This is a genomic window from Nonomuraea endophytica, assembly GCF_014203235.1.
In the GTDB taxonomy this organism is placed as follows: Bacteria; Actinomycetota; Actinomycetes; order Streptosporangiales; family Streptosporangiaceae; genus Nonomuraea; species Nonomuraea endophytica.
Genome location: NZ_JACHIN010000008.1, coordinates 448,511 through 472,292, shown reverse-complemented (window position 1 = coordinate 472,292; position 23,782 = coordinate 448,511). Strand labels below are relative to the sequence as shown.

Annotated in this window: 23 protein-coding genes; 12 read left to right on the top strand and 11 right to left on the bottom strand. The window is 71.5% G+C overall.

The window, feature by feature from the left end:
• Genes HNR40_RS55140 through HNR40_RS29985 form a run of 3 tightly spaced genes read right to left on the bottom strand, consistent with a single transcriptional unit; the run spans position 1 to position 2,287 of the window.
• On the bottom strand, positions 1-324 hold the full coding sequence (locus tag HNR40_RS55140; RefSeq protein ID WP_312896558.1) for a VOC family protein: 324 nt from the start codon (positions 322-324) through the stop codon (positions 1-3).
• Positions 321-536, bottom strand: a complete 216-nt coding sequence (locus tag HNR40_RS29990) for a Zn-ribbon domain-containing OB-fold protein (protein WP_184967169.1) — start codon at positions 534-536, stop codon at positions 321-323. Before HNR40_RS29990 ends, HNR40_RS55140 begins: the two co-directional genes overlap by 4 nt.
• Positions 537-562: 26 nt before the next feature.
• Positions 563-2,287 carry a serine/threonine-protein kinase gene (locus tag HNR40_RS29985; RefSeq protein ID WP_184967167.1) on the bottom strand — a complete coding sequence of 575 codons (1,725 nt, stop codon included), beginning with the start codon at positions 2,285-2,287 and terminating at the stop codon, positions 563-565.
• A gap of 109 nt (positions 2,288-2,396) precedes the next feature.
• On the opposite strand from HNR40_RS29985, the gene HNR40_RS29980 reads away from it, so the two are divergent.
• Genes HNR40_RS29980 through HNR40_RS29970 form a run of 3 tightly spaced genes read left to right on the top strand, consistent with a single transcriptional unit; the run spans position 2,397 to position 5,455 of the window.
• Positions 2,397-3,983 (top strand): BCCT family transporter, encoded by a 1,587-nt coding sequence (locus HNR40_RS29980; protein WP_184967165.1) that lies wholly within the window; start codon positions 2,397-2,399, stop codon positions 3,981-3,983.
• Positions 3,984-4,043: 60 nt separating this feature from the next.
• The gene (locus HNR40_RS29975) at positions 4,044-4,655 is read left to right on the top strand and encodes a cysteine hydrolase family protein (protein ID WP_184967163.1); all 612 of its coding nucleotides are present in this window, start codon (positions 4,044-4,046) and stop codon (positions 4,653-4,655) included.
• Between the two features lie 5 nt (positions 4,656-4,660).
• Entirely contained in the window at positions 4,661-5,455 is a 795-nt protein-coding gene (locus tag HNR40_RS29970) for an SDR family NAD(P)-dependent oxidoreductase (protein WP_184967161.1), read from the top strand.
• 5 nt (positions 5,456-5,460) lie between these two features.
• Here HNR40_RS29970 and HNR40_RS29965 read toward each other — a convergent pair whose 3' ends face one another.
• Positions 5,461-6,606 carry a serine hydrolase domain-containing protein gene (locus HNR40_RS29965; protein ID WP_184967159.1) on the bottom strand — a complete coding sequence of 382 codons (1,146 nt, stop codon included), beginning with the start codon at positions 6,604-6,606 and terminating at the stop codon, positions 5,461-5,463.
• 29 nt (positions 6,607-6,635) lie between these two features.
• On the opposite strand from HNR40_RS29965, the gene HNR40_RS29960 reads away from it, so the two are divergent.
• Positions 6,636-7,520: a cyclase family protein gene (locus HNR40_RS29960; protein ID WP_184967157.1), complete on the top strand. Its 885-nt coding sequence runs from the start codon at positions 6,636-6,638 to the stop codon at positions 7,518-7,520.
• On the opposite strand, the gene HNR40_RS29955 is transcribed toward HNR40_RS29960, so the two are convergent.
• Positions 7,517-8,647, bottom strand: a complete 1,131-nt coding sequence (locus HNR40_RS29955; RefSeq protein WP_184967155.1) for a cytochrome P450 — start codon at positions 8,645-8,647, stop codon at positions 7,517-7,519. The two genes, HNR40_RS29960 and HNR40_RS29955, sit on opposite strands and share 4 nt — an antisense overlap.
• A gap of 77 nt (positions 8,648-8,724) precedes the next feature.
• On the opposite strand from HNR40_RS29955, the gene HNR40_RS29950 reads away from it, so the two are divergent.
• Entirely contained in the window at positions 8,725-9,315 is a 591-nt protein-coding gene (locus HNR40_RS29950) for a TetR/AcrR family transcriptional regulator (RefSeq protein WP_246509584.1), read from the top strand.
• Here HNR40_RS29950 and HNR40_RS29945 read toward each other — a convergent pair.
• Both HNR40_RS29945 and HNR40_RS29940 read right to left on the bottom strand, forming a co-directional pair.
• Positions 9,300-10,862, bottom strand: coding sequence for an AMP-binding protein (locus tag HNR40_RS29945; RefSeq protein ID WP_184967151.1), 1,563 nt, complete (start codon positions 10,860-10,862; stop codon positions 9,300-9,302). The two genes, HNR40_RS29950 and HNR40_RS29945, sit on opposite strands and share 16 nt — an antisense overlap.
• 36 nt (positions 10,863-10,898) lie before the next feature.
• Complete coding sequence (locus tag HNR40_RS29940; RefSeq protein ID WP_184967149.1) at positions 10,899-11,954, bottom strand: LLM class flavin-dependent oxidoreductase; 1,056 nt, start codon at positions 11,952-11,954, stop codon at positions 10,899-10,901.
• A gap of 67 nt (positions 11,955-12,021) precedes the next feature.
• On the opposite strand from HNR40_RS29940, the gene HNR40_RS29935 reads away from it, so the two are divergent.
• The 4 genes from HNR40_RS29935 (at position 12,022) to HNR40_RS29920 (ending at position 16,831) form a co-directional block, all read left to right on the top strand.
• Complete coding sequence (locus HNR40_RS29935) at positions 12,022-12,942, top strand: carbon-nitrogen hydrolase family protein (protein ID WP_184967147.1); 921 nt, start codon at positions 12,022-12,024, stop codon at positions 12,940-12,942.
• A gap of 4 nt (positions 12,943-12,946) precedes the next feature.
• Positions 12,947-13,903 (top strand): LysR family transcriptional regulator, encoded by a 957-nt coding sequence (locus HNR40_RS29930; protein ID WP_184967145.1) that lies wholly within the window; start codon positions 12,947-12,949, stop codon positions 13,901-13,903.
• Positions 13,863-15,077: an alpha/beta fold hydrolase gene (locus HNR40_RS29925; RefSeq protein WP_312896557.1), complete on the top strand. Its 1,215-nt coding sequence runs from the start codon at positions 13,863-13,865 to the stop codon at positions 15,075-15,077. Before HNR40_RS29930 ends, HNR40_RS29925 begins: the two co-directional genes overlap by 41 nt.
• A gap of 62 nt (positions 15,078-15,139) precedes the next feature.
• Positions 15,140-16,831 (top strand): glycosyltransferase family protein, encoded by a 1,692-nt coding sequence (locus HNR40_RS29920; protein ID WP_184967143.1) that lies wholly within the window; start codon positions 15,140-15,142, stop codon positions 16,829-16,831.
• Here the strand turns inward: HNR40_RS29920 and HNR40_RS29915 are convergent.
• From HNR40_RS29915 to HNR40_RS29905, 3 genes are all read right to left on the bottom strand, one after another.
• The gene (locus HNR40_RS29915; RefSeq protein ID WP_184967141.1) at positions 16,828-18,312 is read right to left on the bottom strand and encodes an ATP-binding protein; all 1,485 of its coding nucleotides are present in this window, start codon (positions 18,310-18,312) and stop codon (positions 16,828-16,830) included. The two genes, HNR40_RS29920 and HNR40_RS29915, sit on opposite strands and share 4 nt — an antisense overlap.
• Positions 18,309-19,958 (bottom strand): NAD(P)/FAD-dependent oxidoreductase, encoded by a 1,650-nt coding sequence (locus HNR40_RS29910; RefSeq protein ID WP_184967139.1) that lies wholly within the window; start codon positions 19,956-19,958, stop codon positions 18,309-18,311. The genes HNR40_RS29915 and HNR40_RS29910 overlap by 4 nt, the downstream gene beginning before the upstream one ends.
• Positions 19,959-20,026: 68 nt before the next feature.
• Positions 20,027-20,653 (bottom strand): NAD(P)-dependent oxidoreductase, encoded by a 627-nt coding sequence (locus HNR40_RS29905; RefSeq protein WP_184967138.1) that lies wholly within the window; start codon positions 20,651-20,653, stop codon positions 20,027-20,029.
• Between the two features lie 56 nt (positions 20,654-20,709).
• On the opposite strand from HNR40_RS29905, the gene HNR40_RS29900 reads away from it, so the two are divergent.
• Positions 20,710-21,312 (top strand): TetR/AcrR family transcriptional regulator, encoded by a 603-nt coding sequence (locus HNR40_RS29900; protein WP_184967136.1) that lies wholly within the window; start codon positions 20,710-20,712, stop codon positions 21,310-21,312.
• On the opposite strand, the gene HNR40_RS29895 is transcribed toward HNR40_RS29900, so the two are convergent.
• A complete protein-coding gene (locus HNR40_RS29895) occupies positions 21,302-21,976 on the bottom strand; it encodes a ThuA domain-containing protein (protein WP_184967134.1) in 675 nt (224 codons plus the stop codon). The two genes, HNR40_RS29900 and HNR40_RS29895, sit on opposite strands and share 11 nt — an antisense overlap.
• An 88-nt stretch (positions 21,977-22,064) precedes the next feature.
• Here HNR40_RS29895 and HNR40_RS29890 point away from each other — a divergent pair, with 88 nt between their 5' ends.
• Together HNR40_RS29890 and HNR40_RS29885 are read left to right on the top strand one after the other, a co-directional pair.
• On the top strand, positions 22,065-22,928 hold the full coding sequence (locus HNR40_RS29890; RefSeq protein WP_184967132.1) for an NAD-dependent epimerase/dehydratase family protein: 864 nt from the start codon (positions 22,065-22,067) through the stop codon (positions 22,926-22,928).
• A complete protein-coding gene (locus HNR40_RS29885) occupies positions 22,928-23,782 on the top strand; it encodes an RNA polymerase sigma-70 factor (RefSeq protein WP_184967362.1) in 855 nt (284 codons plus the stop codon). The genes HNR40_RS29890 and HNR40_RS29885 overlap by 1 nt, the downstream gene beginning before the upstream one ends.

Below are 23,782 nucleotides of genomic sequence, written 5' to 3'. Positions count from 1 at the left end.
TCAGAGGGACGTGTACAGCACGAAGACGTTGCCCGAGGGGTCGCGCAGGACCGCCCTGATCTCGTGGGGACCGGCCGCGGGCGGCGCGATGACGGTCGCGCCGCGGGCTTCCAGATCCTGTACGGCCCGCCGTACGTCATCGACCTTGTAGGACGGCGCGCAGGCGTCGGTGACGTGCTCGGCCGGAGCGGCGAGTGCCAGCGTGACCCCGCCGCCGTCGAGGGCGGCGAAGCGGTCGCCGTCGCGGAACTTGACCGGCAGCCCGTAGAAGGCGATCGCCGCGTCGAGGTCCTTGACGGGGATGAACACGTTGCCGAGCTTCACGCTGGCCTCCACTGGGGTAGGTCGTCGACGAGGGTCATCCGGACGGGCATCCCGACCCGCACGCTGTCCGGCGGACAGTCGATGACCTGGCCGAACGCGCGGGTCCCGTCGGGCAGGTCAACCCAGGCCAGCACGTACGGCTCGCGCCCCCGGAACTCGGGCACGAACGAGCGGTACACCACGGTGAACGTGCAGACGGTGGCATGCTTCATCGCTTGCCAAGCTAGCGCACGCTTGGTTAGTCAACAAGAGCCTCGGACGGCGACGGCGAGGAAGAGGGGGTGGGGGGCGAGGCCGCGCCGCGAGACGGCGACGAGGACGACTGTGAGGCCGACGGCGAGGCCGGCGGGCAGGCCGGGCCGTCCATGGCGACCTCGCTCACCTGCGGCCCGTTCGCGGCGGCCGGCGTCGTCAGGACCACCACGCCGAAGTACGCGCGTTCGCCGCAGCCCACGTCCCCGAGGTCGCGGGTGAAGCCCGAGGTGTAGGAGGTCTGCCCGCTGAGCGTGGTCGTCTCCTTGTGCACGACGCGGGAGCTCTCGCCGTCGTCGCGCCGCGTGTAGGAGACCGTCAGCCGCACCGGCCCGGCTCCGGAGGCCGCCACCCGCACCGCTCCGGCCGACCCGCTCCAGCCCATGATGCTGGCCGACCGCACGGACGTGCGCGGCAGCCCTCCGCCGGTCGCCGTCGCCGTGGGCGTCGGGACGGCGGTCGGCGTCGGCGGCGGGGTGGACGCGGGCGGGGTGGGCGGCGGCGCGTCGGTCGGCACGCCGGGCGGGCTGACGCCGCGGGTGGCGGTCCGCGCCGGCCGGCCGGTCGGCGAGGTCTTCGGGGAGGCCGGGGGAGGGGAGGCCGCGGGGGTGGAGCCGGGCTTCCTGGCGGAGGTCGCGGGGCTCTGCGCCACGCCCTGCGGGGCGTCGTCCGGGGGTACGAGCAGCATGCCCGGACCCGGCGGCAGCCGTCCGCCCGACAGCATGAGCCCGATCAGCACCGCGACCACGGCTCCGCCCGCCACCCACAGGTGCGGGGGCAGCCGGGGCAGCGTCACCTTGCGGCGCTCGCGGCGGGCCTCCGGCGCGCCCGAGGGGGAGGCGTCGGCGTCCGGCTTGGCCAGCGGGAAGCGCAGCGCCAGCAGCGTGGCCAGTTCGGCCAGGTGGCGGCGGCCCCGCTGCTCCCAGCCGGGCCCGTACCCGGCGACCGCGTCCTCCTCCAGTTCGGCCGCGAACTGCCGGGCCGAGGCGTAGCGCACCGCCGGGTCCTTGGCCAGCCCGCGCCGCAGCAGATCCCGCAGCGTGTCCGGGACGACCTCCACCGGCACCGGCTCCACCAGGTGCTTGTCACGCAGGGCCGCGATGTCGTCGGCACGGAAGGGCGGCCGCCCCTTCACGCACTCGAAAAGCAGGCAGGCCGCGGCGTACAGGTCGGCGGGGATGCCGGCCGTACCGTGGGTCCAGAGCTCGGGCGACATGTACGGCGGGCTGCCCGCGGGCACGCCGGGCTCCTCGGCGTGCACCACGACGCCGAAGTCGGCCAGCTTGGCGGCGCCGTCGGCCTGCACGAGCACGTTCTCCGGCTTGACGTCGCGGTGCGCCACGCCCTTCTCGTGGGCCGCGGCCAGCCCCAGCAGCGTGCCCTTGAGCAGCACGAGCGCCGCCTCGGGGCTGGTACGCCCGTGCTCGGTCAGCAGCGTGCGCAGCGAGACGCCGTCGACCACCTCCATGACCACCGCGGCCCTGGTGCCGGTCTCGACATACTCGTAAAAGGTGACCACGTTCGGATCGTCGATCTCGACGAGCCTGGGTGACTCCGCGCGGAAGCGGGTCATGAACTCGTCGTCCCTGCGCAGGGTGGCGTTCAGGTACTTGATCGCCACATAGGCGCCGGTGGCCTGGTAGGTGGCGAGGAACACACGGCCGGTGCGGCCGGCGCCGAGCTGGCGAACTTCGCGGTAACCAGGGACCAAAACGAACCCCCATAACACAGCCGTCTCCGGTTCGACGGTCTCACCCACCGTTCCGGTTGTCACGCGACGCGATATTTCGCCCTCCGTTATTGGGGTATGACGCTGCGTAATGAGAACGCACAAGCCCGATGTCCCGTTGTTCACGATCGCCGTGGTCCTGCTGCTCGGCGTCGTGATCTGGGGCGCCGTCTCCGCAGGGTCGCTGAACGCCGTCGGCGAGAGCGCCCTGGGCTGGGTCCTGGCCAACTGCGGCTGGGTGTTCGTGGTGGCCGCCGACTTCTTCCTGGTGCTCGCGCTCGTGCTCGCCGCCGGCCGCTATGGCAAGGTACGGCTCGGCCGCGACGACGACACCCCCGAGTTCACCACGCTGGCCTGGATGGCGATGATGTTCGCCGCCGGCATGGGCATCGGCCTCATGTTCTACGGCGTCGCCGAGCCGCTGACCCACTACTTCAAGCCGCCGCCCGGCATCGGCGTCCAGACGGGCACCGCCGACGCCGCGCGCACGGCCATGGAGTACACGCTCTTCCACTGGACCCTGCACCCCTGGGCCATCTACGCGATCACCGGCCTGGCGCTGGCGTACTCGACGTTCCGCAAGGGGCGCGGCAACCAGTTCAGCGCCGCGTTCGAGCCGCTGTTCGGCCGGCGCAAGGGCATCGGCCGGGTCCTGGACCTGCTGGCCATCCTCGCCACCGTCTTCGGCACCGCCACCAGCCTCGGACTCGGCGCCCTGCAGGTGGAGTACGGGCTCAACGAGCTCTTCGACTTCAGCGGCCGGCGCGCCGAGGTGATCATCATCGTGGTGCTGACCCTGTGCTTCGTGATCTCGGCCGCGACCGGGGTGCACGGGGGCGTGCAGTGGCTGAGCACCGTGAACGTGTACCTGGCGCTGGCGCTGGCCCTCGTCATCTTCGTCTTCGGCCCCACGGTCGCCATCCTCGACCTGGTTCCCGCCTCGATCGGCGGCTACCTGTCCGACCTCATCGCCATGTCCACCCGGACCGGCGCGTTCACCAGCAAGGAGTGGCTGGGCACCTGGACGATCTTCTACTGGGCGTGGTGGCTGTCGTGGGCGCCGTTCGTCGGCGCGTTCATCGCGCGCATCTCGCGCGGGCGCACGATCAGGGAGTTCATCGTGGGCGTCATGCTGGTGCCGAGCGCGGTCAGCGTCCTGTGGTTCTGCGTGAGCGGCGGCAGCGCGCTGACCATGCAGCGCGCCGGGACCGCCGACTTCGCCCCCGCCATCGCGAAGGGCTCGGAGGCCGCGCTGTTCGCCCTGCTGGACGACCTGCCGCTGGCCGCCGTCACCACCGTCGTGGCCGTGGTCCTCATCGCGCTCTACTTCGTCAGCGGCGCCGACTCGGCCTCGCTCGTGCTCGGCTCGCTGTCCACCCGCGGCTCCCTGCATCCGCCGCGGCCCCTGGTGATCGTGTGGGGCGTGCTGATCGGGGCGGTGGCGGTGGTCCTGCTGATCTCCGGCGGCCTGACCGGGCTGCAGCAGGCCACGATCATCATCGCGCTGCCGTTCGTGGTGGTGATGATGCTGATGTGCGTGGCCCTGGTGAAGGAGCTGCGGTCGGACCCGGGCGCCGGGCCGCTGCCGGTGCGGGGGCATCCCTACGGTCTGTGGGTGGCGATCAAGCGCGTGGTGGGCGACGAGGACGCCCCGTCCTCCCCGCTGCCGCGGGACTGACGTTCCCCGCGCGCGTGATGTTAGGCTCCGAGACAAGCAAGCGCTTGGCTGGAGGTCTGGATGGGCGGAACGGCTGTGCTGGTGATGGAGATGCAGCGGGGTGTCATCGGCGATCTCACGAAATTTCCGGAACTGGTCGCCGCCTGCGACAAACACGACGTCGTCGCGAACACCACGGCCGTCCTGGACGCCGCACGGGCCGCCGGGATACCCGTCATCCACTGCACCGCCGCCTTCCGCGCCGACCGGGCCGGCTCGCACACCGACAACTGCCCGTTCATCGCCGGACTGCTCCGCGACCCCGGGCACATGCTGGAGGGCACCGCGGCCGTGGAGGTGCTCGACGGGCTGATGGCCCCCGGCGACCTGGAGAACCGGCGCCACCACGGCTTCTCGCCGTTCACCGGCACCTCGCTGGACACGACGCTGCGCTCCCTCGGCGTCACCACCGTCGTGGCGACAGGGGTCTCGCTCAACCTCGGCATCCCCGGCCTGGCCCTGGAGGCGGTCAACCTCGGCTACCGGGTGAGCGTGGTCAGGGACGCGGTGGCGGGGGTGCCGGACGACTATGCGGCGGCCGTACTGAAGCACACACTGGGACTGCTGGCCACCCGCGTGAGCGCCGCGGACCTCGTCGCGGCGTGGGGCGGTGCTCCTGAGCGGAAGAGGTGAGGGAGATGGAAGGACTGCGGCTGGATGGGCGGCGGGCGGTGGTGACCGGCGGGGCCGGGGCCATCGGGGCCGCCATCTGCGCGGATCTCGTGTCGCTCGGCGCGCACGTGGTCGTGGCCGACGTCCAGCAGGAGACGGCGGACAAGGTGGCGGCCGAACTGGCGCACACGTTCCCGTGGGTCGTGGACTCCGGAGGGACCGCCTGGTCGGAGGGGCCAGGACGGGCGGAGGCGCGCCGGGTGGACCTGGCCGACGCCAACTCCGTCGCCGAGTTCTGCGAGGGCGTCGGGGCGGTGGACATCCTCGTGCACAACGCGGGGGTGTCGATCGTGGAGCCGTTCGTCGACAGCGACCCGGCCGCCTGGGACCTCATGTGGCTGGTCAACCTGCGCGCGCCCATGCTGCTCACCAAGCTGCTGCTGCCGGGGATGCTGGAGCGCGAGTGGGGTCGGCTGGTGTTCGTCTCCTCGGACGGCGCGCGGGCCGGCTCCGGCGGCGAGGGCGCTTACGCGGCCACCAAGGCGGGCCTGTTCGGCCTGGCCAAGACGCTGGCCAGGGAGGCGGCGCGGGGCAACGTCACCTCCAACGTGGTCTGCCCAGGGCCGACGGACACCCCGATGCTGCGCCGGGTGGCGGAGGAGAAGCCCGGCCTGGTCGAGAAGATCGCCAAGAGCATCCCGCTCCGCCGCCTCGGCGAACCGGCCGACGTGGCCGGGCTGGTCACCTACCTGTGCACCGATCGGGCCGCCTACATCACCGGGCAGACGCTGTCGGTGAGCGGCGGCATCACCATGCAGTGAGCCCGTCAGAGGGAGGCGTAGACGGCTTCGGTCAGGCGGTACGCGCGCAGGCTGCCCGTCATGCTGCCGGCCAGGCGGTTCATGACGTAGGCCAGGGCCAGGCCGCGCGCCGGGTCGCCGAGGCCCAGGGAGCCGCCCAGGCCGCCGTGGCCGAACGCCTCCACCGCCTTGGGCGGGGTGAGGAAGGTCGTCGAGGGGCGGGAGAAGCCGAGGCCGAACGAGCTGTCCATGAGCAGGACCCGGTCCGGCCCTTCCACGCGGCGGCGCAGCGCGTCCTTGAGGCGGTCCTGGGGGAGGAGGTCGCCGGCGATCAGGGTGCGGTAGAAGCCGGCCAATCCCTTCGCGGTGGTGACCACGCCAGCCCCGGGCCAGCCGGCGCGCAGGACGACGGGGTGGTTGGCGCCGCCTTTGAGCAGGTTCATGCCGGGGTTGCCGAGGGCGCGGTTCATGAGGCTGTCCGGGTCAAGGGCTGCCTGGGACGCGGGGGTGTCGGGGGGCATCGCGGGGGCGGGAGCCGTACCGGAGGCGGCGGGAGCCGTACCGGATGGGGGGCGGGTGGTGAGACGGGCGGCGCGGTCGATCACGTCGTCAGGGGCGCCCACCCAGAGGTCCAGGGCGTGCGGGCCGGCGATCTCCGAGGCCACCAGCGAGCCGATCGAACGGCCGGTGACCCGGCGCACCACCTCGCCGACCAGGAAACCGTAGGTCAGCGCGTGGTAGCCGTGGGCGGTGCCGGGCTGCCAGATGGGGCGCTGGCCCGCGAGGCGGGCGGCGATGGCGGGCAGATCCTCGAACGACTCGACGGGCACCGGATCCTCGATCACCGGCAGCCCCGCCTGGTGAGTGAGCAGATGCTCCACGGTCGTCTCCGGCGTGGCGAACTCCGGCCAGAAGCGGGTGACGGGCGCGGTGACGTCGTCGATCACGCTCAGCGCGACGGCGGCGGTCAGCGCTTTCGTGCAGGAGTAGGCGAAGACGGGCGTGTCCGCCTCCCACGCGCGGCCCGTGTGCCGGTCGGCGGCGCCGCCCCACAGGTCCACGACGAGTTCGCCGTCCAGGTAGACGGCGAAGGCCGCCCCAAGTTCCTCGCCGTCGGCGAACTGCCGCTCGAACACCTCGCGCACCCGCGAGAACCGGGGATCGCAGTGCATCAGACCTCCGCATGAAAGGAAGCGCTTACTTGGTTTCCGAGCCTAACAACTGGGGCCGCTTCGGCCCAGACGATCAGCGCGGCACTCTCAACCTCCTGAACGGCCCCGCCGTCCTGAGCGCGCTGCGCGCCGCCGTCACCGGCCAGGTGGTCAGCCTGGCCGCCCCGATCGGACGCCGCGGCCCCCACCTGCGCGGCAGGCCGCTGCCGCAGCACTACATGTCCATCGACGGCGCCGACTTCGCCGCCGGCGCCCGGCCGGTCGGCGCCGGCCTGCGGATGGCCGACGACGCGCTTATCGTCTCCGCGCACGGCACCACCACCCACATGGACGCGCTGTGCCACATGTGGTCGGGCGACGAACTGTACAACGGGCACCCGGCCGCCGAAGTCCGCTCCTACGGGGCCAAGAAGTGCGGGATCGACCAGGTGGGCGGGGTGGTGGCGAAGGGCGTGCTCTTCGACGTGCCGCGCCACCTGGGGGTGGAGCACCTGCTCGCCGGGCACCGGATCACGCCGGAGGAACTGGCCGCCGTCGCGGACGTCTCGCCCGGTGACGTGGCGGTGATCCGTACCGGGTGGCCGCTGGTGTGGGGGCGCTCGCCCGACGAGTACTGGTCGGGGCAGCCCGGCCTGTCCGCCGACGCGGGGCGGTGGCTGGCCGCGCGCGACGTGGCCGTCGTGGCCTGCGACAACGCGGCTATCGGCGGGCTGAACGAGCACCAGCGCGCCGACGAGGAGCTGGAGGACGATCTCCACCTGATCCTGCTGCACCGCCACGGCATCCACCTCGTCGAGATGCTCTGGCTGGAGGAGCTCGCGGCGGCCGGCCGTACCGACTTCGTGTTCGTCGCGGCGCCGCTGCGGCTGGAGGGGGGCACCGCGAGCCCGCTCAACCCGCTCGCGATCCTCTAGTCCCAGGTCACGGGGATGCTGACCGCGCCGAACACCACCGCGTCCGTCCGCAGCACGACCTGCTCAGACGGTACGGCCAGCCGCAGCGTGGGCCGGCGCGCGAACAGCTCCCGGTAGGCGACGGCCATCTCCATCCGGGCGAGGTTGTGGCCGAGGCACAGGTGGGCGCCGTGGCCGAAGCCGAGGTTCTCGCGCGCCTCGGGGCGGGCGAGGTCGAGGTGCTCCGGGCCGGTGAACACCTCGGGGTCGCGGTTGGCGGCGGGCAGGCTGACGGTCACCGTCTCGCCCGCCCGGACCACGACCCCGTCGAGCTCCACGTCCTCCAGCGCGACCCGGTTGGGCGCGCCCAGGTGCAGGATCGACAGGTAGCGCAGCAGTTCCTCGACGGCCGGGTCCATCAGGTCCGGATCGGCGGCCAGTGCGGCGAGCTGGTCAGGATGCTCCAGCAGCGCGAGCACGCCGAGCGAGATCATGTGCGCGGTCGTCTCGTGCCCGGCGGTCAGCAGGCCGAGGCCGATGTTGGCGAGCTCCTCGTGGGTGAGGCCGCTGCCGTTCTCGATCAGCTCGGCCAGCACGCCGTCCTCCGGCCCGCGCTCGACCAGCTCGCGCATGTAGGCGGCCAGCCGGATCATGGCGGCCCCGGCGGACTCCGGCTCGTAGGCGGCGACGATCGCGGTCTCGGCCTCGAAGAACTCGTGGTCGGCGTACGGCACGCCGAGGACCTCGCAGATCACCCGGGACGGCAGCGGAAGCGCGTAGTCGCGGACCAGGTCGGCCGGGTCGTCCATGGCGTCCAGGAGCTCGCGGGCGATCTCGGTGACCCGGGGCTCGAGCCTCCTGAGGTTGCGGGCGCTGAACCAGGTGTGCAGGTGGCGCCGGTAGCGGGTGTGCTCGGGCGCGTCCATGGCGGAGAACCAGCCGGGCGCGGCCGGCTCGCGGGGCCCGTTGACCCGCACCGGCCTGAACATCGGGCGCCGGAGCTCCTGCCGGGCGCTGAAACGCGGGTCGGCCAGCACCTGCCTGACCGTGGCGTGCCGGGTGACCAGCCAGCCGGGGTGGCCGTCGTAGGACGCCACGCGGGTGAGGGGCAGCTCGGGGCGGTTCGTGAACGTCTTCGGGAATTCCATAATTTTGAGAGTAGACTTCTATTTCAAAGTTGACCACCATTTTGTAGGAGACGTCGTGGAGCGGCAGAATGGGGATCATGAGCGGGCTGCGCGAGCGCAAGAAGGCCAGGACGAAGGCCCTGATCCAGAAGGAGGCCCTACGCCTGTTCCGCGAGCAGGGGTATGCGGCCACCACGATCGAGCAGGTCGCCGAGGCCGCCGAGGTCGCGCCCAGCACGGTCTTCCGCTACTTCGCCACCAAGGAAGACCTGGTGCTGCTCGACCAGTTCCCGCCGTTCGTGGAGGCGCTGGACGCGCTGCCCGGCGACCTGCACCCGGTCGAGGCCATGCGCCTGGCCATGCGGGCCATCTTCGCGGCGCAGAGCGAGGAGGAGGTCGCCGAAGGGCTCGAACGCGAGAAGCTCATGCTGACCGTGCCCGAGTTGTGGACGGCGAGCCTGGAGAACGTCAGCGGGGCGATCAGGACCATCCAGGAGATGCTGGCGCGCCGGTCCGGCCGTCCGGCGGACGATCCGGAGATGCGCAACATCACCGGTGCGATCGTCGGCGTCGTCGTGAGCGTCTGGTTCGACTGGGCCAAGGACCCGGACATGGACGGCCCTGCCGAGCTCGACCGGGCTCTGGCCCACCTCGCCGCCGGCCTCCCGCTGGACTACACGCCGGGGTAGTTGCCGCCGCCGTAGCGCTCGTCGAGGGCGTCGTAGTCGGGCGTGAACCCCTTCTTCGGGATCTCCTCGGCGAAGACCACCTCGCGCGGCTTCTTGTAGCTGGCCAGCGTGGACCTGACGTGTTCGATCAGCTCCTCCGCGGTGGCCGTCTTCCCGGGCCGGGTCACCACGACCGCCTTGACGGCCTGGTGCCAGCGCTCGTCGGGCGTCCCGATGACGGCGGCGTCGGCCACGGTGGGGTGCGCCTTGAGCGCCCGCTCGACCTCGGCGGGGTAGACGTTCTCGGCGCCCGACTTGATCATCCGGAGTTTGGGGCCGACGAAGGTGATGGTGCCGTCGGGTTCGCGGCGGCCGAGGTCGCCGGTGTGGTGCCACCCGTAGGCGGACTTAGCGGCATTTAGCTCGGGTCGGGCGAAATATCCGGAAAAGAGGCTCTTGCCGCGAGCGCAGATCTCGCCCACCTCGCCCGGCGGCAGCTCCGTACCATCAGGAGCCAGGATGCGGACCTGGACCAGCGGCGAGGGACGGCCCGCGAAACCCGCCGCGCCCGGCGCCAGGCCCAGGAAGGTGAGCATGCCGCCCACCTCCGTCTGCCCGTACCCGCCCATCTTGGAGCGGCACCACGGCGAGTCGTCCACGGTGGTCATCTCGTCCCACTCGGCCGAGTGAGAGATGAAGCGCAGCGAGGACAGGTCGTACTTGCCGCCCGCGTTGGCCGCCACCACGGCGTCGATCATCTGCCCGAACAGGAACGCCTGCGTCACCTTCTCCGCGTCGACCAGCCGGCACAGCTCCTCGGCGTCGAACGCGGGCATGATCACGTTCGTGCCGCCGATCTGCAACGTGGCCAGGCAGAACATCATCGTGCCCACGTGGAAGAGCGGCCCGTTGTCCAGGAAGGTGAAGCCGGGCTCCATCTGGCGGACCACGAGCAGGGACGTGCTGTGCGCCACCAGCGCGGCGCTGCTCAGCAACGCGGCGTTCGGCCGTCCGTCGAACGCGGCGGTGTACAGGGCCAGCACCGGCGCGGTGTCCTCGACCGGCGGGAAGTCGTGGAGTTCCCCCGAGGCCAGGAACTCCTCGTACTCCTCGCCCGCCCGCACCCAGGACACGGGCCGATCGACGGCCGCCAGCCCAGCATCCGGCGCGAGCCCGGCGCTGGTCTCGGAGCGCTCTCGCTGCCCGGTGCCCGGCGCCAGCGCGGCGGTGGTGTCGGAGTGCTCCCACACCACGACCTTCGGCGAGAGGTCGGACAGGACGAAGCGCAGCTCGTCGGCCGACTGCCGCCAGTTGGCCGGGCAGAAGACGGCACCCAGGCGGGAGCAGGCCAGCAGCAGTTCCAGGATGGCGTGCGAGTTCTGTCCCAGCCACAGCACCCGGTCCCCTGCCGCCACCCCGCGCCCGGCCAGGGCACTGGCCAGCCGGGACACCCGCGCGTCCAGGTGCGGGTAGGTGAGGCGCAGTTCGCCGTCGACCACCGCGGTGGTCTCGGGGCGGCTGCGCGCGTGCTCGGACAGGACGTCGGAGAGGGTCAGGTTGTGGATCATCGCGCCTCCTGGTGGGGGGTGAGGCTTCCTGAAATATCAGCGGAAGGCGGGCATGACCTCGGCGGCGAAGAACCGCATCACCTGCTTCATCTCCTCCAGCGGCAACGGCCGGGTGCTGCCGAAGTCGCACAGCAGGTTCGAGAAGCCGGCGTCGCGCAGCAGCGTGACCTGCTCGATCACCCGCGCCGGGTCGCCGATCACCTCCAGCTGCTCCCAGCGGAAGTCGTTGGAGACCTCGCCGCCCTTGAGGTAGCGGTCCTGGTAGTACTCGAAGCCCTGGGCGGCCTTGCCGGTCTTGGGGTCGATCGGCGCGCTCTTCTCGTTGAAGATGCGCGAGCGGTCGAAGGCGGCCTCGAAGCGCGCCTGGTCGGCGCGGGCCTGCTCGACCGTCGGCGCGACGTAGACGCTGCGCGCCACCACCAGGTCGGCGTCCCCGGCGTGACCCGCCTGGCGGGCGGTCTCGCGCCAGCGCTCGGCCGCGCTCGCGACCTTCCTGAACGTCGCCGCCGGGTCGGCCAGGATGGGCAGCCCGCGTTCGGCGTACATGGTGACGGTCTCGGGGGAGACGGCGGCCACGTGGATGGGCGGGTGCGGGGTCTGGAGCGGCCGGGGGGTGAGCGTGACCTCGGCCCCGGTCTTGTAGAACTTGCCCTCGTGCCGGAACTCGGGGGAGGTCCAGAGGCCGAGCACGACCTCCAGCGCCTCGTTGAAGCGGTCGCGCGCCTCGGCCAGGTCGATGCCGAAGCCCTCGAACTCGAAGCTCTGGTAGCCGCGCCCGATGCCCAGGTCGAGCCGGCCGCCGGACAGCACGTCCACGAGCGCGGCCTCCTCGGCCACGTGGATCGGGTTGTGCAGGGGCAGCACGACGATGCCGGTGCCGAGCCGGATCCGCGTGGTGCGGGCGGCGGCGTGGGCGAGCAGGGTGAACAGGTTCGGCACGACGCCGTAGTCGCGGAAGTGGTGCTCGGCCAGCCGTACCCCGTCGAAGCCCAGTTCTTCGGCCAGTTCGATGAGCTCCAGGTGATAGTCGTAGACGTCCTTGAAGCTCTGGCCGTCGAACCGGTGGAAAAGGTGGAAGGTCGAGAACTTCATGCGTCAGCCCCTCACGGTGAACCAAGCGCTCGCTTGGGTAGCGTATCAGGAGCTATAGGATCACGCCATGCGAATCGCCGCCGCCCAGGCCCGCTGCCCCTGGCTCGACCCCCAGGCCGGCACCGCCAAGGTCCTCGACGTTCTCAAGCAGGCACGGGCCGGTGAGGTCGAGCTGGTCGCCTTCCCCGAGACGTTCCTGTCCGGCTATCCGTTCTGGGTGGACAAGACCAACGGCTCGCAGTTCGGCAACGCCGACCAGAAGCGGGCCTACGCCTACTATCTGGACGCCGCCGTCGAACTGCGGGGACCCGAGCTGGCCACGATCACCGAGGCCGTGCGCGACCTCGGCGTCTTCACCTATCTCGGCATCACCGAGCGCTCCGTCGGCACCGTCTACTGCACGCTGGTCGCCATCTCGCCCGACCACGGCGTCGTCTCCGCCCATCGCAAGCTCATGCCCACGTTCGAGGAACGCCTCGTGTGGGGCATCGGCGACGGACACGGGCTGCGCGCCCACGCGTACAAGGACATCAGGGTCAGCGGCCTCAACTGCTGGGAGAACTGGATGCCCACCGCCCGGCAGGCCCTCTACGCCCAGGGCATCGACCTGCACGTCTCCGTCTGGCCCGGATCCACGAGCCTCACCAAGGACATCACCCGCTTCGTCGCCCGCGAGGGCCGCGTCTACTCGCTGGCCGCCGGCGCCCTGTTCTCCTATGCCGACGTGCCCGCCGACTTCCCGTTCTACGAGGCGCTCAAGGACCTCGGCTCGCGCGCCGACGGCGGCTCGGCCATCGCCGGACCCAACGGCGAGTGGATGGTCGAGCCGGTCTCCGGCGAGGAACGCCTAATCACCGCCGACATCGACCCCGCCGTCGTGCGCGGCGAACGCCAGGCCTTCGACCCGGCCGGCCACTACAACCGGCCGGACGTCCTGCGCCTGGAGGTGAACCGCCGCCGCCTCAGCGCCGCCGACTTCTCCGAGTGACGCCATGAGCCTGGAACTACGCCACCTGCGGACCGTCTGCGCCATCGCCGACGCGGGCAGCCTGACCAAGGCAGCCGCCGCGCTGGGCACCTCACAGCCCGCGCTCACCGCGCAGCTCCAGCGCATCGAACGCGCGCTCGGCGGCAAACTGTTCGTGCGCGGCAGGCAGGGCGTGGTGCCCACCGCGCTCGGCGAGTACGTGCTGGAGCGTTCGCGGCTCCTGCTCATGGGCATGGACGAGCTCGTCCGCGGCGCCGCCGCACACCCCCAAGGCGAGGTACGGCTGGGCGGCGTCGCCGGCCCGATCCTGCCCGGCCTCATCGAACGGCTGGGCGGCGACCAGGTCAGCTCCTTTACCGACGACTCGCCCCGGCTGCTGTGCGACCTGGTCGCCGCCGGACGCCTGGACGCCGCGGTCGTGGCCGACTACCGCGAGCACGAGCTGCGCCCGCCCACGCCGCTGCGCTGCGAGGTCATCGCCGAGGAGCCGGTCTTCATCGCGCTGCCGGAGCGGCATCCGCTGGCCGTACGCGCGGAGATCGGCCTCGCCGAGCTGGCGGGGGAGTCGTTCGTGCTGGCGCCGCCGGACGGCGGCGGCTGGCCCGAGTGTTTCCTGCTGGCCTGTGTACGCGCCGGTTTCGCCCCGCGCACCCCGCACAAGGCGTCGGACGGCTGGGTGATCAGGGAGATGGTCACCGCGGGCGGCGCGGTCGCGCCCTGCCGGGCCACGTTCGCGGAGAGTCCCGGGCTGGTGATCAGGCCGCTGGCCGGGACGCCGCTGACGATGCGCCACCTGCTGGTGTGGCATCCGGACGGCCCGCTGGCCGAGCGAGCCGGCGAGGTGCGGCGGCTGGCCGCGGAGATCTTCGCGGCACATGCCCGGGAACGGCCGAAGTACGTGGGCTGGCTAGGGTTGCGACGTGAGAGTGACGATGCCCGGCCTGACCGCCGTCGACCATGAGTTCACCGTTCCGCTCGACCACGACGACCCGGGCGGGCCGACCATCCAGGTCTTCGCCCGCGAGATCGTCGACCCGCCCAAGGCCGGCGACGACCTGCCGTGGGCGGTGTTCCTGCAGGGCGGCCCCGGCGGAAAGTCCCCCCGCCTGTACGGCAAGGCCCATTTCCGCTACATCCTGAAGACCCACCGGGTGCTCCTGCTCGACCAGCGCGGAACCGGCAGGAGCACCCCCGCCCAGCCCAACGGCGCCGGCTATTACCGCCACTTCCGCGCCGACTCGATCGTGCGCGACTGCGAGCACATCAGGAAGGCGCTCGGCGTCGATCAATGGGAGACCTGGGGCCAGAGCTACGGCGGCTTCCTCACCATGACGTACCTGTCGCTGGCCCCCGAGGGCCTCAAGGCCTGCCACATCACCGGCGGCCTGCCCGGCCTCACCGCCACCGCCGACGACGTCTACGCCCGCACCTACCCGAGGGTCGTGGAGAAGACCGCCGCGTACTACCGGCGCTACCCCGAGGACGCCGCCCTGGCCGAGCGTGTCGCGCACCACCTGCTGGCCAACGAGGTCGTGCTGCCCGACGGCGACGTGCTCACCCACCGCCGCTTCCAGATGCTCGGCATGCAGTTCGGCATGAGCGACGGCTTCGAGAGCGTGCACTGGCTGCTGGACGAGGCGTGGGCGGGCGACCGCCTGTCGGACACCTTCCTCTACGGCGTCATGGCCGCGACCGGCTTCATCGGCGCGCCCCTGTACGCCCTCATGCACGAGCCCACCTACGCCCAGGGCGCCGCCACCGACTGGTCGGCGGAACGGCTGCGCCCCAAGGAGCTCGACGAGCCCGGCACGTTCACCGGCGAGATGACCTACCCGTGGATGTTCGACGAGATCCGCGCCCTGCGCCCCTACCGGGAAGCCGCGTACGCGCTCGCCGCGGACGCCACCCTGGGCCCGCTCTACGACCCGGACCGCCTGGCGGACAACCAGGTGCCCGTGGCGGCCGTGGTCTACCACGACGACATGTACGTGGACGCGCAGCTTTCGCTGGAGACCGCGGCCCGCGTGGGCAACGTCCGCACCTGGGTGACCAACGAGTACGAGCACAACGGCTTCCGCGCCGACGGCGAGAAGATCTCCGCCCGGCTCATGGACATGATCTCGGGACAGGCATAACGCCCGCATAACCGGATGGGGTAACGGGCGGGTTAGGCGGTGATCGATGGAATCGCCGCACTATGCAGACGTCAGTCATCGATCGCCCGGTCGCCGGACCGGCGCCCGTATCCCGTTCGCGTCCCGCCCGCCTGCCGTGGTTGCTGGCCGGCGGCTGGCTCGCCCACCTGCTGCTGCGGCTGTGGTTGTACCGCTACCACGCGGGGCCCGTGGCCAACCCCGACGAGGTCGGCTACCTGCTGGCCGCCCGCTGGCTGGCGGGCGGGCCCGGTGGCGACTACTCGGGCAGCACCTTCTACCAGGGCGGCTACCCGCTGCTGCTGGCGCCCGTCTACTGGCTGAGCACCGACCCGGTCACCGTGTACCGGCTGGTGTCGGGGTTCGGGGCGGTGGCCTCGGCGTCGGCGTTCCCGCTGGCGTACCTGGTGTTGCGGCGGCTGGCGCTCGGGCGGCGGGCGGCGCTGGCGCTGGCGTTCGTGGCCGGGCTGGCGCCGTCGCTGCTGCTGTTCTCGGGGCTGGCGCTGGTGGACGCGGTGCTGCCGACGCTGGTGCTGGGCTGGCTGGTCGCCTTCCACGACCTGGTGAACCGCCGGGGTGTGGTGCCCGGGGTGGTGGCGGGGGCGTTGTCCGGGCTGGCCATGGCCATGCACATGCGCGGGGCGATCCTGTTCGGGGTCTTCGTGGTGGGTGTGCTCGGGGTGCTGGTCTTCCGGCGGGTGTCCCTGCGGGCCGGGCTCTGGGCGCTGGGGGCCGCCGCGCTCGCCGGGGGCGCGGGGATGCTGGTCAACGCCCGGCTCAAGGCCGCCCTGTACCCCAGTGGGATCAAGGACCTGTCCGGGCTGGCGCTGGAGCGGGTGACCGGCCTGGAGGGGCAGGCGCGGTCGCTGGCCGGGGCGGCCGGGCAGATCTGGTACCTGGTCACGGCCACCTGGGGCGTGGCCGGGATCGGCATCGTGGCCGCTCTGGTGGTGCTGGTGCGTAGGGGTGGCTCGCCGTACCGGGTGATGGCGGGGATATTGCTCGCGCTCACGCTGGGGATCGCGTACGCGTCGTCGGCGGCCCTGCCGGACGAGCATCGGGTCGGCAACTACGCCTACGGGCGCTACCTGGCCTGCGTGGCCGTGGCGTGGACACTCGTGGGGCTGGTGGCGCTGCTGCGTTCGCGGCGGCGGACCGCCCTGGCCCTCGCTTCGGCTTCGGCGGGGCTGCTGGCGCTGTCCGGCGGGCTGGCCGCCTGGTACGCCGGTGACCGGCTGACCCGCTACACCTACATCGCCTTCGACTTCCCCGAGGCCGCCTTCCTCAGCGGTGTGCGCGACCGGTTCGACCTGGTGGGCGCCTCGGTCGCCGCGCTCGTCCTGCTGGCCGCGATCACCGCGGCGTCACTGGTCCGCACAAAAACACCGATCGGCAGAAAGGTGGCGGGCGCACTGGTGCTGGCCTTCGCGCTGGCCGTGCCCAACGTGGCCTTCGCGGCCGACATCGCGCCCAAGTCGGCCCCGGCGCGCGGGAACGACGGCCTGCCCAGGCTGACGCACGGCCGCGTCGGCCTCGACACCCGGGTGAAGTGGAACATCTGGGTCCATCTGATCCACCGGGTGCACTGGACCGAGGTCGAACGCGTCAGGCCGTCCGACGGCCCCCTGCCCGAGGGCCTGTGCACGGTCGTGGCCGCGCCGGAGGCGGGCGCGCCCCCGGCGGGCTGGACGGTCAGCGGACGCGGCCAAGGCTGGGTGACCTGGACCGCCTGTTAAGGCTGGGTCTGGATGGTTTCCCTGAGCGGTAGCCGTACCTCGAACCAGGTGTCTCCCGGCACGGACCGGCACTTGAGCTCGCCCCCGTGCCGCCCCGCCACGATCCGGTAGGAGATGTCCAGCCCGAGGCCGGTGCCCTGACCGACGGTCTTCGTGGTGAAGAACGGCTCGAAGATGCGATCCTTTATGGCCTCGGCCACGCCGGGGCCGGTGTCGCCGATCTCGATGATCGCCTCGTCCTCGTCGTGGGCGGTCCTTATCGTGAGCGTGCCCTCCTCGCCCATGGAGTCCAGGGCGTTGTGGATCAGGTTGGTCCACACCTGGTTGAGCTCGCCGGCGTAGGCGGGGATGGTCGGGAGCGTGCGGTCGTAGTCGGTGACCACGGTGATCCCCGGTCCGATCTTGCCGCGGAAGATCGTGACCGTGCTGTCCAGCAGGTCGTGCACGTCGACCATCTGGAACGGCGCGCGGTCCATCTGCGAATACTGCTTGGCCGAGGCCAGCAGCTTGGTGATGCGCTCGGTGGCCTCGGTCACCTCGTTGAGCATCTGGGAGATCTCGACCGCCTCGGCCAGCCAGCGCAGCGCGCCCGGCACGTGCTCGCGGCCCACCTTCTTGGTGATCTTGTCCAGGTTCATCTGGTCGAAGCCCGCGTTGACCAGCGCGGGCGCCAGGTCCCACGCGTCGTGCACGCCGATGGCCTCCAGCGCCTCGCCCAGCTCGTCCTCGGCGTCGGAGATCTCCAGCGGGCTGCGGGGCGGAAGCTGGCCGACGGCGCTCGCGCACTCGTCCTGCATCTCGATCATGTGCCGGAGCTTGCTCGGCGGTATCCCGTCCTCGGCCAGCTGCGCGAGCTGCATGCGGGAGTCCTTGATCAGCTGGCGCAGCTCGCCCACCGCCCGGACCGCCGCAGCGGAGGGGTTGTTCAGCTCGTGGGTCAGGCCCGCGGTGATCGTGCCGAGCGCGGTCAGCCGCTGACGCCGGTCGATGACCTCCCGCTGCATCCGGCCGCCGGACAGCACTCCGTCGAGCAGGTGCATCGCCATCGGGAACCACTCGGTCACGATGTGCGCGAACTTCCTGCCCGGCAGGATGAACATCCGCGTCGGCGCCGTCGCGCGCAGCGTGTGCTGGTAGGTGTCCGGCGCCCGGTCGGCCAGGTACGCCGAGGTGGCGCCGCCGTAGACGCCGGGCTGGGAGGTGCGGGGCATGGCGACGGTGCCCGCGCTGAGCGTCTCCTGGATCATCTGGATCTCACCGGAGATCAGCACCGCGAAGCACTCGGCCGGCTCGCCCTGCGTGACGATGTTCTCCTCGGCCGCGAACTCCACCACCTTGCCGCTCTTGGCCAGCTTGGTGAGCTGATCGTCGGTGAGCTTCTCGAACAGGAAGAGCTTGCGCAGTTCGTCGATGTCGATGGGGCCTTGGCCGCTGTCGACGACCGCGCACGCGTCCAGTTGTTCACCGTGTAGGTCGGTCATTGCTTCTCCAGGTAACGGTGCACGAGCGAGACGGCCATCGCCCCCTCGCCGACGGCCGAGGCCACCCGCTTGATCGAATCGGCCCGCACGTCGCCGGCCGCGAACACCCCGGGCACATTGGTCTCCAGGAAGTACGGCTCCCGCCGCGCCGACCAGTTGCGCGGCCGCTTGCCGCCCTGCACCAGGTCGGGCCCGGTCAGCACGAATCCGCGCGCGTCGCGCTCCACGGCCTCGCCCATCCAGTCGGTATACGGCTCGGCCCCGATGAACACGAACATCCACTGGGTGTCGATGTCGCGTTCCTCGCCCTTGGTGGAGACGGTCACCCGCTCCAGATGTCCGTCACCGTGCCCGGCCGTCACGTGCGTCTGCACGTGGACCTCGATGTTCGGGATCGCCGCGATCTGCTCGATGAGGTAGTGCGACATGGAGGCCTCCAGTCCGTCACCTCTCACCAACAAATTGACCTTGCTGGCGAATCCCGCCAGGTAGACGGCGGCCTGACCGGCCGAGTTGGCCGCGCCCACGATGCAGACCTCGCTGTCCCTGCACGAGGGTGCCTCGGTGAGGGCGGCGCCGTAGTAGACGCCCTGGCCGACGAAGTCGTCCAGTCCCGGGGCGGTCAGCCTGCGGTAGCTGACGCCGGTCGCCAGGATGACGGCGTGCGCGGCGATCTCGCCGCCGTCGTGGAAGCCGATCACCCGGGCCTGGCCGCGCGGCTCCAGGCTGGCGACCTTGCGGGCGGTGAGGATCTCGGCCCCGAACTTCAGCGCCTGGCGGCGGGCCCGGTCGGCGAGCTGGGCGCCGGAGACGCCGTCGGGGAAGCCCAGGTAGTTCTCGATCCTGGAGCTCTGCCCGGCCTGGCCGCCGGTGGCCAGCGACTCGACCAGCACGGTGTTGAGGCCCTCGGAGGCCCCGTACACGGCCGCGCCCAGCCCGGCGGGGCCGCCGCCGATGACGATCAGGTCGTAGAAGTCGGTGGCCGGCGTGGTGGACAGGCCCACGGACATGGCGAGCGTGGCCTGGTCGGGCGCCTCCAGCGTCTCGCCGGCGACGGTGACGACCAGCGGCAGCCGGCAGTCCTCGCCGGCGGCGGCGATGAGCTGGGTCGCCTCCGGGTCGTCGGCCAGCATCCACTGGTAGGGCACCTGGTTGCGGGACAGGAAGTCACGCACCTTGTACGACCCCGACGACCACCGGTCACCGATCACCCGCAGCTCGGCCCGCTCCTTGCGGTCGGTGCGCTGCCAGGCGTCGAGCTGGTCGTCGATGACCGGGTAGAACTTCTCCTCCGGCGGGTCCCAGGGCTTGAGCAGATAATGGTCGAGGTCGACCACGTTGATCGCCTGGATCGCGGCGTCGGTGTCGGCGTAGGCGGTGAGCAGGACGCGGCGGGCGAAGGGGTACATGTCCATCGCGGCCTCTAGGAACTGCACGCCGTTCATCTGCGGCATCCGGTAGTCGGCGAGGATGGCCGCCACGTCGTCGCCGCGCAGCCGCATCTCCTTGACGGCGTCCATGCCCTGCTGCGCCGCCTCCGCGCGGACGATCCTGTACTGCTGGCCGTACCGGCGTCTGAGGTCGCGGGCGACTGCCCGCGACACGCCAGGGTCGTCGTCGACTGTCACGATGACCGGCTTGTCCATGCCCGTCCCTTCCCCAAGGTTCCTAAGGGAAGGATGTCATGGCTTTTCCAATGAAGAGGTAAGCCGCCTCAGTACGCGACGTCGACGGTGTGCCGGTGGGTGTCCGGATCGGGCAGCACGCGGAGCACGGAGTCGGCCAGGTCGGCCCGGCCGATGGACATCCCGCCGCGTACGCAGTCGTCGACGGCGGTGCGGTAGGAGCCGCGGGCGGGGGAGTCGAGCAGGCGGGGCGGGCGCACGACGGTCCAGTCGAGCGGGCTGTCGCGGATCCAGCTCACCAGGCGGACGTTGTCCTGGTAGGGCGTCTTCAGGAAGAGCCCGCGAATGACGATCTTGGTCAGCCTTTGGGATGTCGTGTCCGACGGGCCGTTCATCATGCCGTTGGTGACCACCACGAGGCGCTTGACCCCGGCGGCGTCCATGGCGGTGACCACGTTGGGCACGCCCTCGGAGTAGACCGTGGGCGGGCCGCTCCTGGCCGGGCCCGCGAGGAAGACGACGGCGTCGCAGTCGGGCTCGATCTTCAGTGTGCCGGCCTCCATGACGTCGCCGGCCACCACGCCGAGCCCCGGATGGTCCTCCGTGACCGCCTCGGGGCGGCGGGCGACCGCGGTGACCACGTGGCCCTCGCGCAGCGCCTGGGTGACGAAGAGGCGGCCGGTGCCGCCGGTCGCGCCGTAGACGGTGAGTTTCATCCGAACAGTCCTTTCGCCGTGGTGAGTAAATGCTCACTCACCCCTATGATGGGTGAGTGCCTACTCACCGTCAAGCCGAGCAGACCCGCGAGCGCATCATCGAGGCCACCTACCAGGCCATCCTCGAGCACGGCATCGCGGGCGCCACCACCAAGCGCATCGCCCGGCTGGCCGGATGCTCGGAGGCGCTGCTCTACAAGCACTTCAGCGGCAAGGAGGAGTTGTTCCTGGCGGTGATCCTGGAGCGCATGCCCGCGCTCGCCCCGCCGCTCAGACGGCTGCGCGCCGTGGCGGGGGAGGGCGACCTGCAGGCCCACCTGACGGAGTTCGCGCTCGCCGCCATCACCTTCTACACCAGCACCGCGCCCATCGCCTCCGGCATGATCGGCGACCCGCAGCTGCTCGGCACGTTCCGCGGGATGCTGGCCGACATGGACGCCGGGCCGCACCTGCCGATCCAGATCCTGGCCTCGATCCTGCGCGCCGAACAGGAGAGCGGGCGGATCGCCGCCGGGGCCGACTGCGACGCGCTCGCCTCCCTGCTGATGGGCGCCTGCTACCACCGGGCCCACCTGTCGTACTTCGTGGACCAGGCGGTCGGCGCCGAGGACTACGCGCGCGCCGTCGTCGCCGCGCTGCTCGGCGCCTCTACTCGCTGAACTCCACCGGCCGCTTCAGCAGCCACAGCGCCGCCCGGCGCAGCAGCGTGCGGTGGACCTCGTTGTCGTAGGAGCGGGTGTCGTGGCCCAGGGCGTCGTAGACGACGCGGCCGCGCCGTACCGGACGGGCCCAGACGAGGGGCTGGCCGTTCGCCGAGGCCAGCGGCCGCACGTCGGGCAGCACGTCGAGGTCGCTGTAGACCTCGTCCACGAGGTCGAAGTCGCGCAGCCCGGCCACGATCGGGTGGCCGCCGTGCACCCGCACGCCCGTCCAGCCCAGCGGCGGGTGATGGGACTTGGGCCAGGTCCAGCAGCCGCCGAGCACCCTCGGCCAGCCCTGCCAGTCGTCGAAGCAGATCGCGGCCGTGTGCATGCAGAGCAGCCCGCCGCCGCGGTCGAGGTGGTCGAGCAGCGTGGTGCGCGCCTGCGCGGGCAGCTCGAAGCGCCATCGCTCGCGCTGGTCGGCGAAGCGGTCGAGGTCCATCCGCCAGCGCAGCGCGTTGACGGTGATGAGCGGCACCTCCGTCGGCTCGCTCAGCGCGCCGGCGATGTCCTCGGTGATCTCGGACTCGACGCCCACCTCGGCCAGCACCTCGGCCAACGCCGCCGACGTGGCCTCGAAGTCGTGGAAGAGGCCTCCGGAAAGGATCAGATTTCTCGCCACCCACAAACCTCATCACGGAAGTTGTCACAACCCAAGGGGGTGTTCCGTCCAGTAGGCGACAGCGCAGGCCATGAGCATTGGAGTGATCATGAGAGTTCTCGTCGCCGGAGCAACCGGAGTGATCGGCCGCCAGCTGGTCCCGCTGCTGGGCGCGGTCGGCCACCAGGTGATCGCGGGCTCGCGGTCCACCGGCCTGGACGCGCTCGACCACGACGCCGCGGTGCGCTTCGTCCGCGCGGCCGCGCCCGATGTGATCGTCAACCTGCTGACCGCGATCCCGCACGCGATCGACCCGCTCACGTTCGAGCGGGACATGGAGCTGACCAACCGCCTGCGCACCGAGGGCACCCGCACGCTCGTCGAGGCCGCGCCGGGCGCGCGGCTCATCAGCCAGGGTCTCGCCTACGCCTACGAGCCCGGCGACGGCCCGGCCGACGAGGAGACCCCGCTCTGGCGGGATCCGCCCGCGGAGTTCACGGCGGTCCGCGACGCGCTGCTCGACCTGGAGTCGCGCACCGCGCGGGCGGGCGGCCTGGTGCTGCGCTTCGGCCACCTGACCGGCCCCGGCACCGCCTACGACACCGGCGGCTCCACCACACGGGCGATCCTGGCCGGACGGCTTCCCGTCGTCGGTGAGGGCGGCTCGGTCTTCTCCTTCACCAGCACCCACGACGCGGCCACCTCGATCGTCGCCGCGCTCGACCGCGACCTCACCGGCGCGCTCAACGTGGTCGACGACACCCCGGTCACGATGGCCGACTGGCTGCCCGCGCTGGCCGCCAGGATCGGCGCGCCGGAACCGATGCGGGTGCCCGTCGAGATGGCGAGATCGGCCGTGGGCGGCTGGGGCGTGGCGTTCATGACCGGCCTGCGCGGCGCCGACAACGCCCGCGCCCGGCTCCAGCTCAACTGGCGGCCCCGGCACGCGGCCTTCCTGCACGAGACGGCATGATGCTGGCCGTGGACGCATTCGAGGAACACCGGCCCATGCTGCTCGGGCTGGCCTACCGCCTGCTGGGCAGCATGTGGGACGCGGAGGACGTCGTCCAGGAAGCCTGGATCCGCTGGCAGGCCACCGACCAGGACGAGGTCAGGGAGCCGCGGGCGTTCCTGGTGACCGTGGTCTCGCGCCTGGCGCTGGACCAGCTGCGCTCGGCGCGGGTCAAGCGGGAGGCGTACACCGGGCCGTGGCTGCCGGAGCCGGTGCCCACCTCGCAGGTGGGCCCGCTCGACACCGTCGAACTGCGCGACACCGTGGCCTTCGCGACCCTCCATCTCATGGAACGGCTGACGCCGCCGGAGCGGGCGGTGTTCGTGCTGCGGGAGGCCTTCGAGCTTCCGTACCCGGAGATCGCCGAGATCGTCGGCGTGACGCAGGCCAACGCCCGGCAGATGCACCACCGCGCCTCGGTACGGCTGGCCGAGGGCCGCGACCGCTTCAGCCCCACCCCGCAGCAGCACACCGAGCTCCTGACCCGCTTCATGGAGGCGGCGGCCGGCGGCGACATGGCCGCGCTCACCGAGCTGTTGCACGAGGACGTGGTCATCTGGAACGACGGCGGCGGCAAGGTGCGCGCGGCGCTCAAGCCGATCTACGGCCGGGACAAGGTCATCGCCTTCCTCAACGGCCTCATGTCGCGCTACCTGTTCGGCGAGATGCGGCTCGCCGAGACCAACGGACATCCGGCGCTGCTCACCGAGGTGGGCGGCACCGACCAGCTCGTCAGCCTGGAGATCCGGGACGGGAAGATCGTCGGCATGCTCGGCGTCCTCAACCCCGACAAGCTCACGCGGATCCGCCGATGA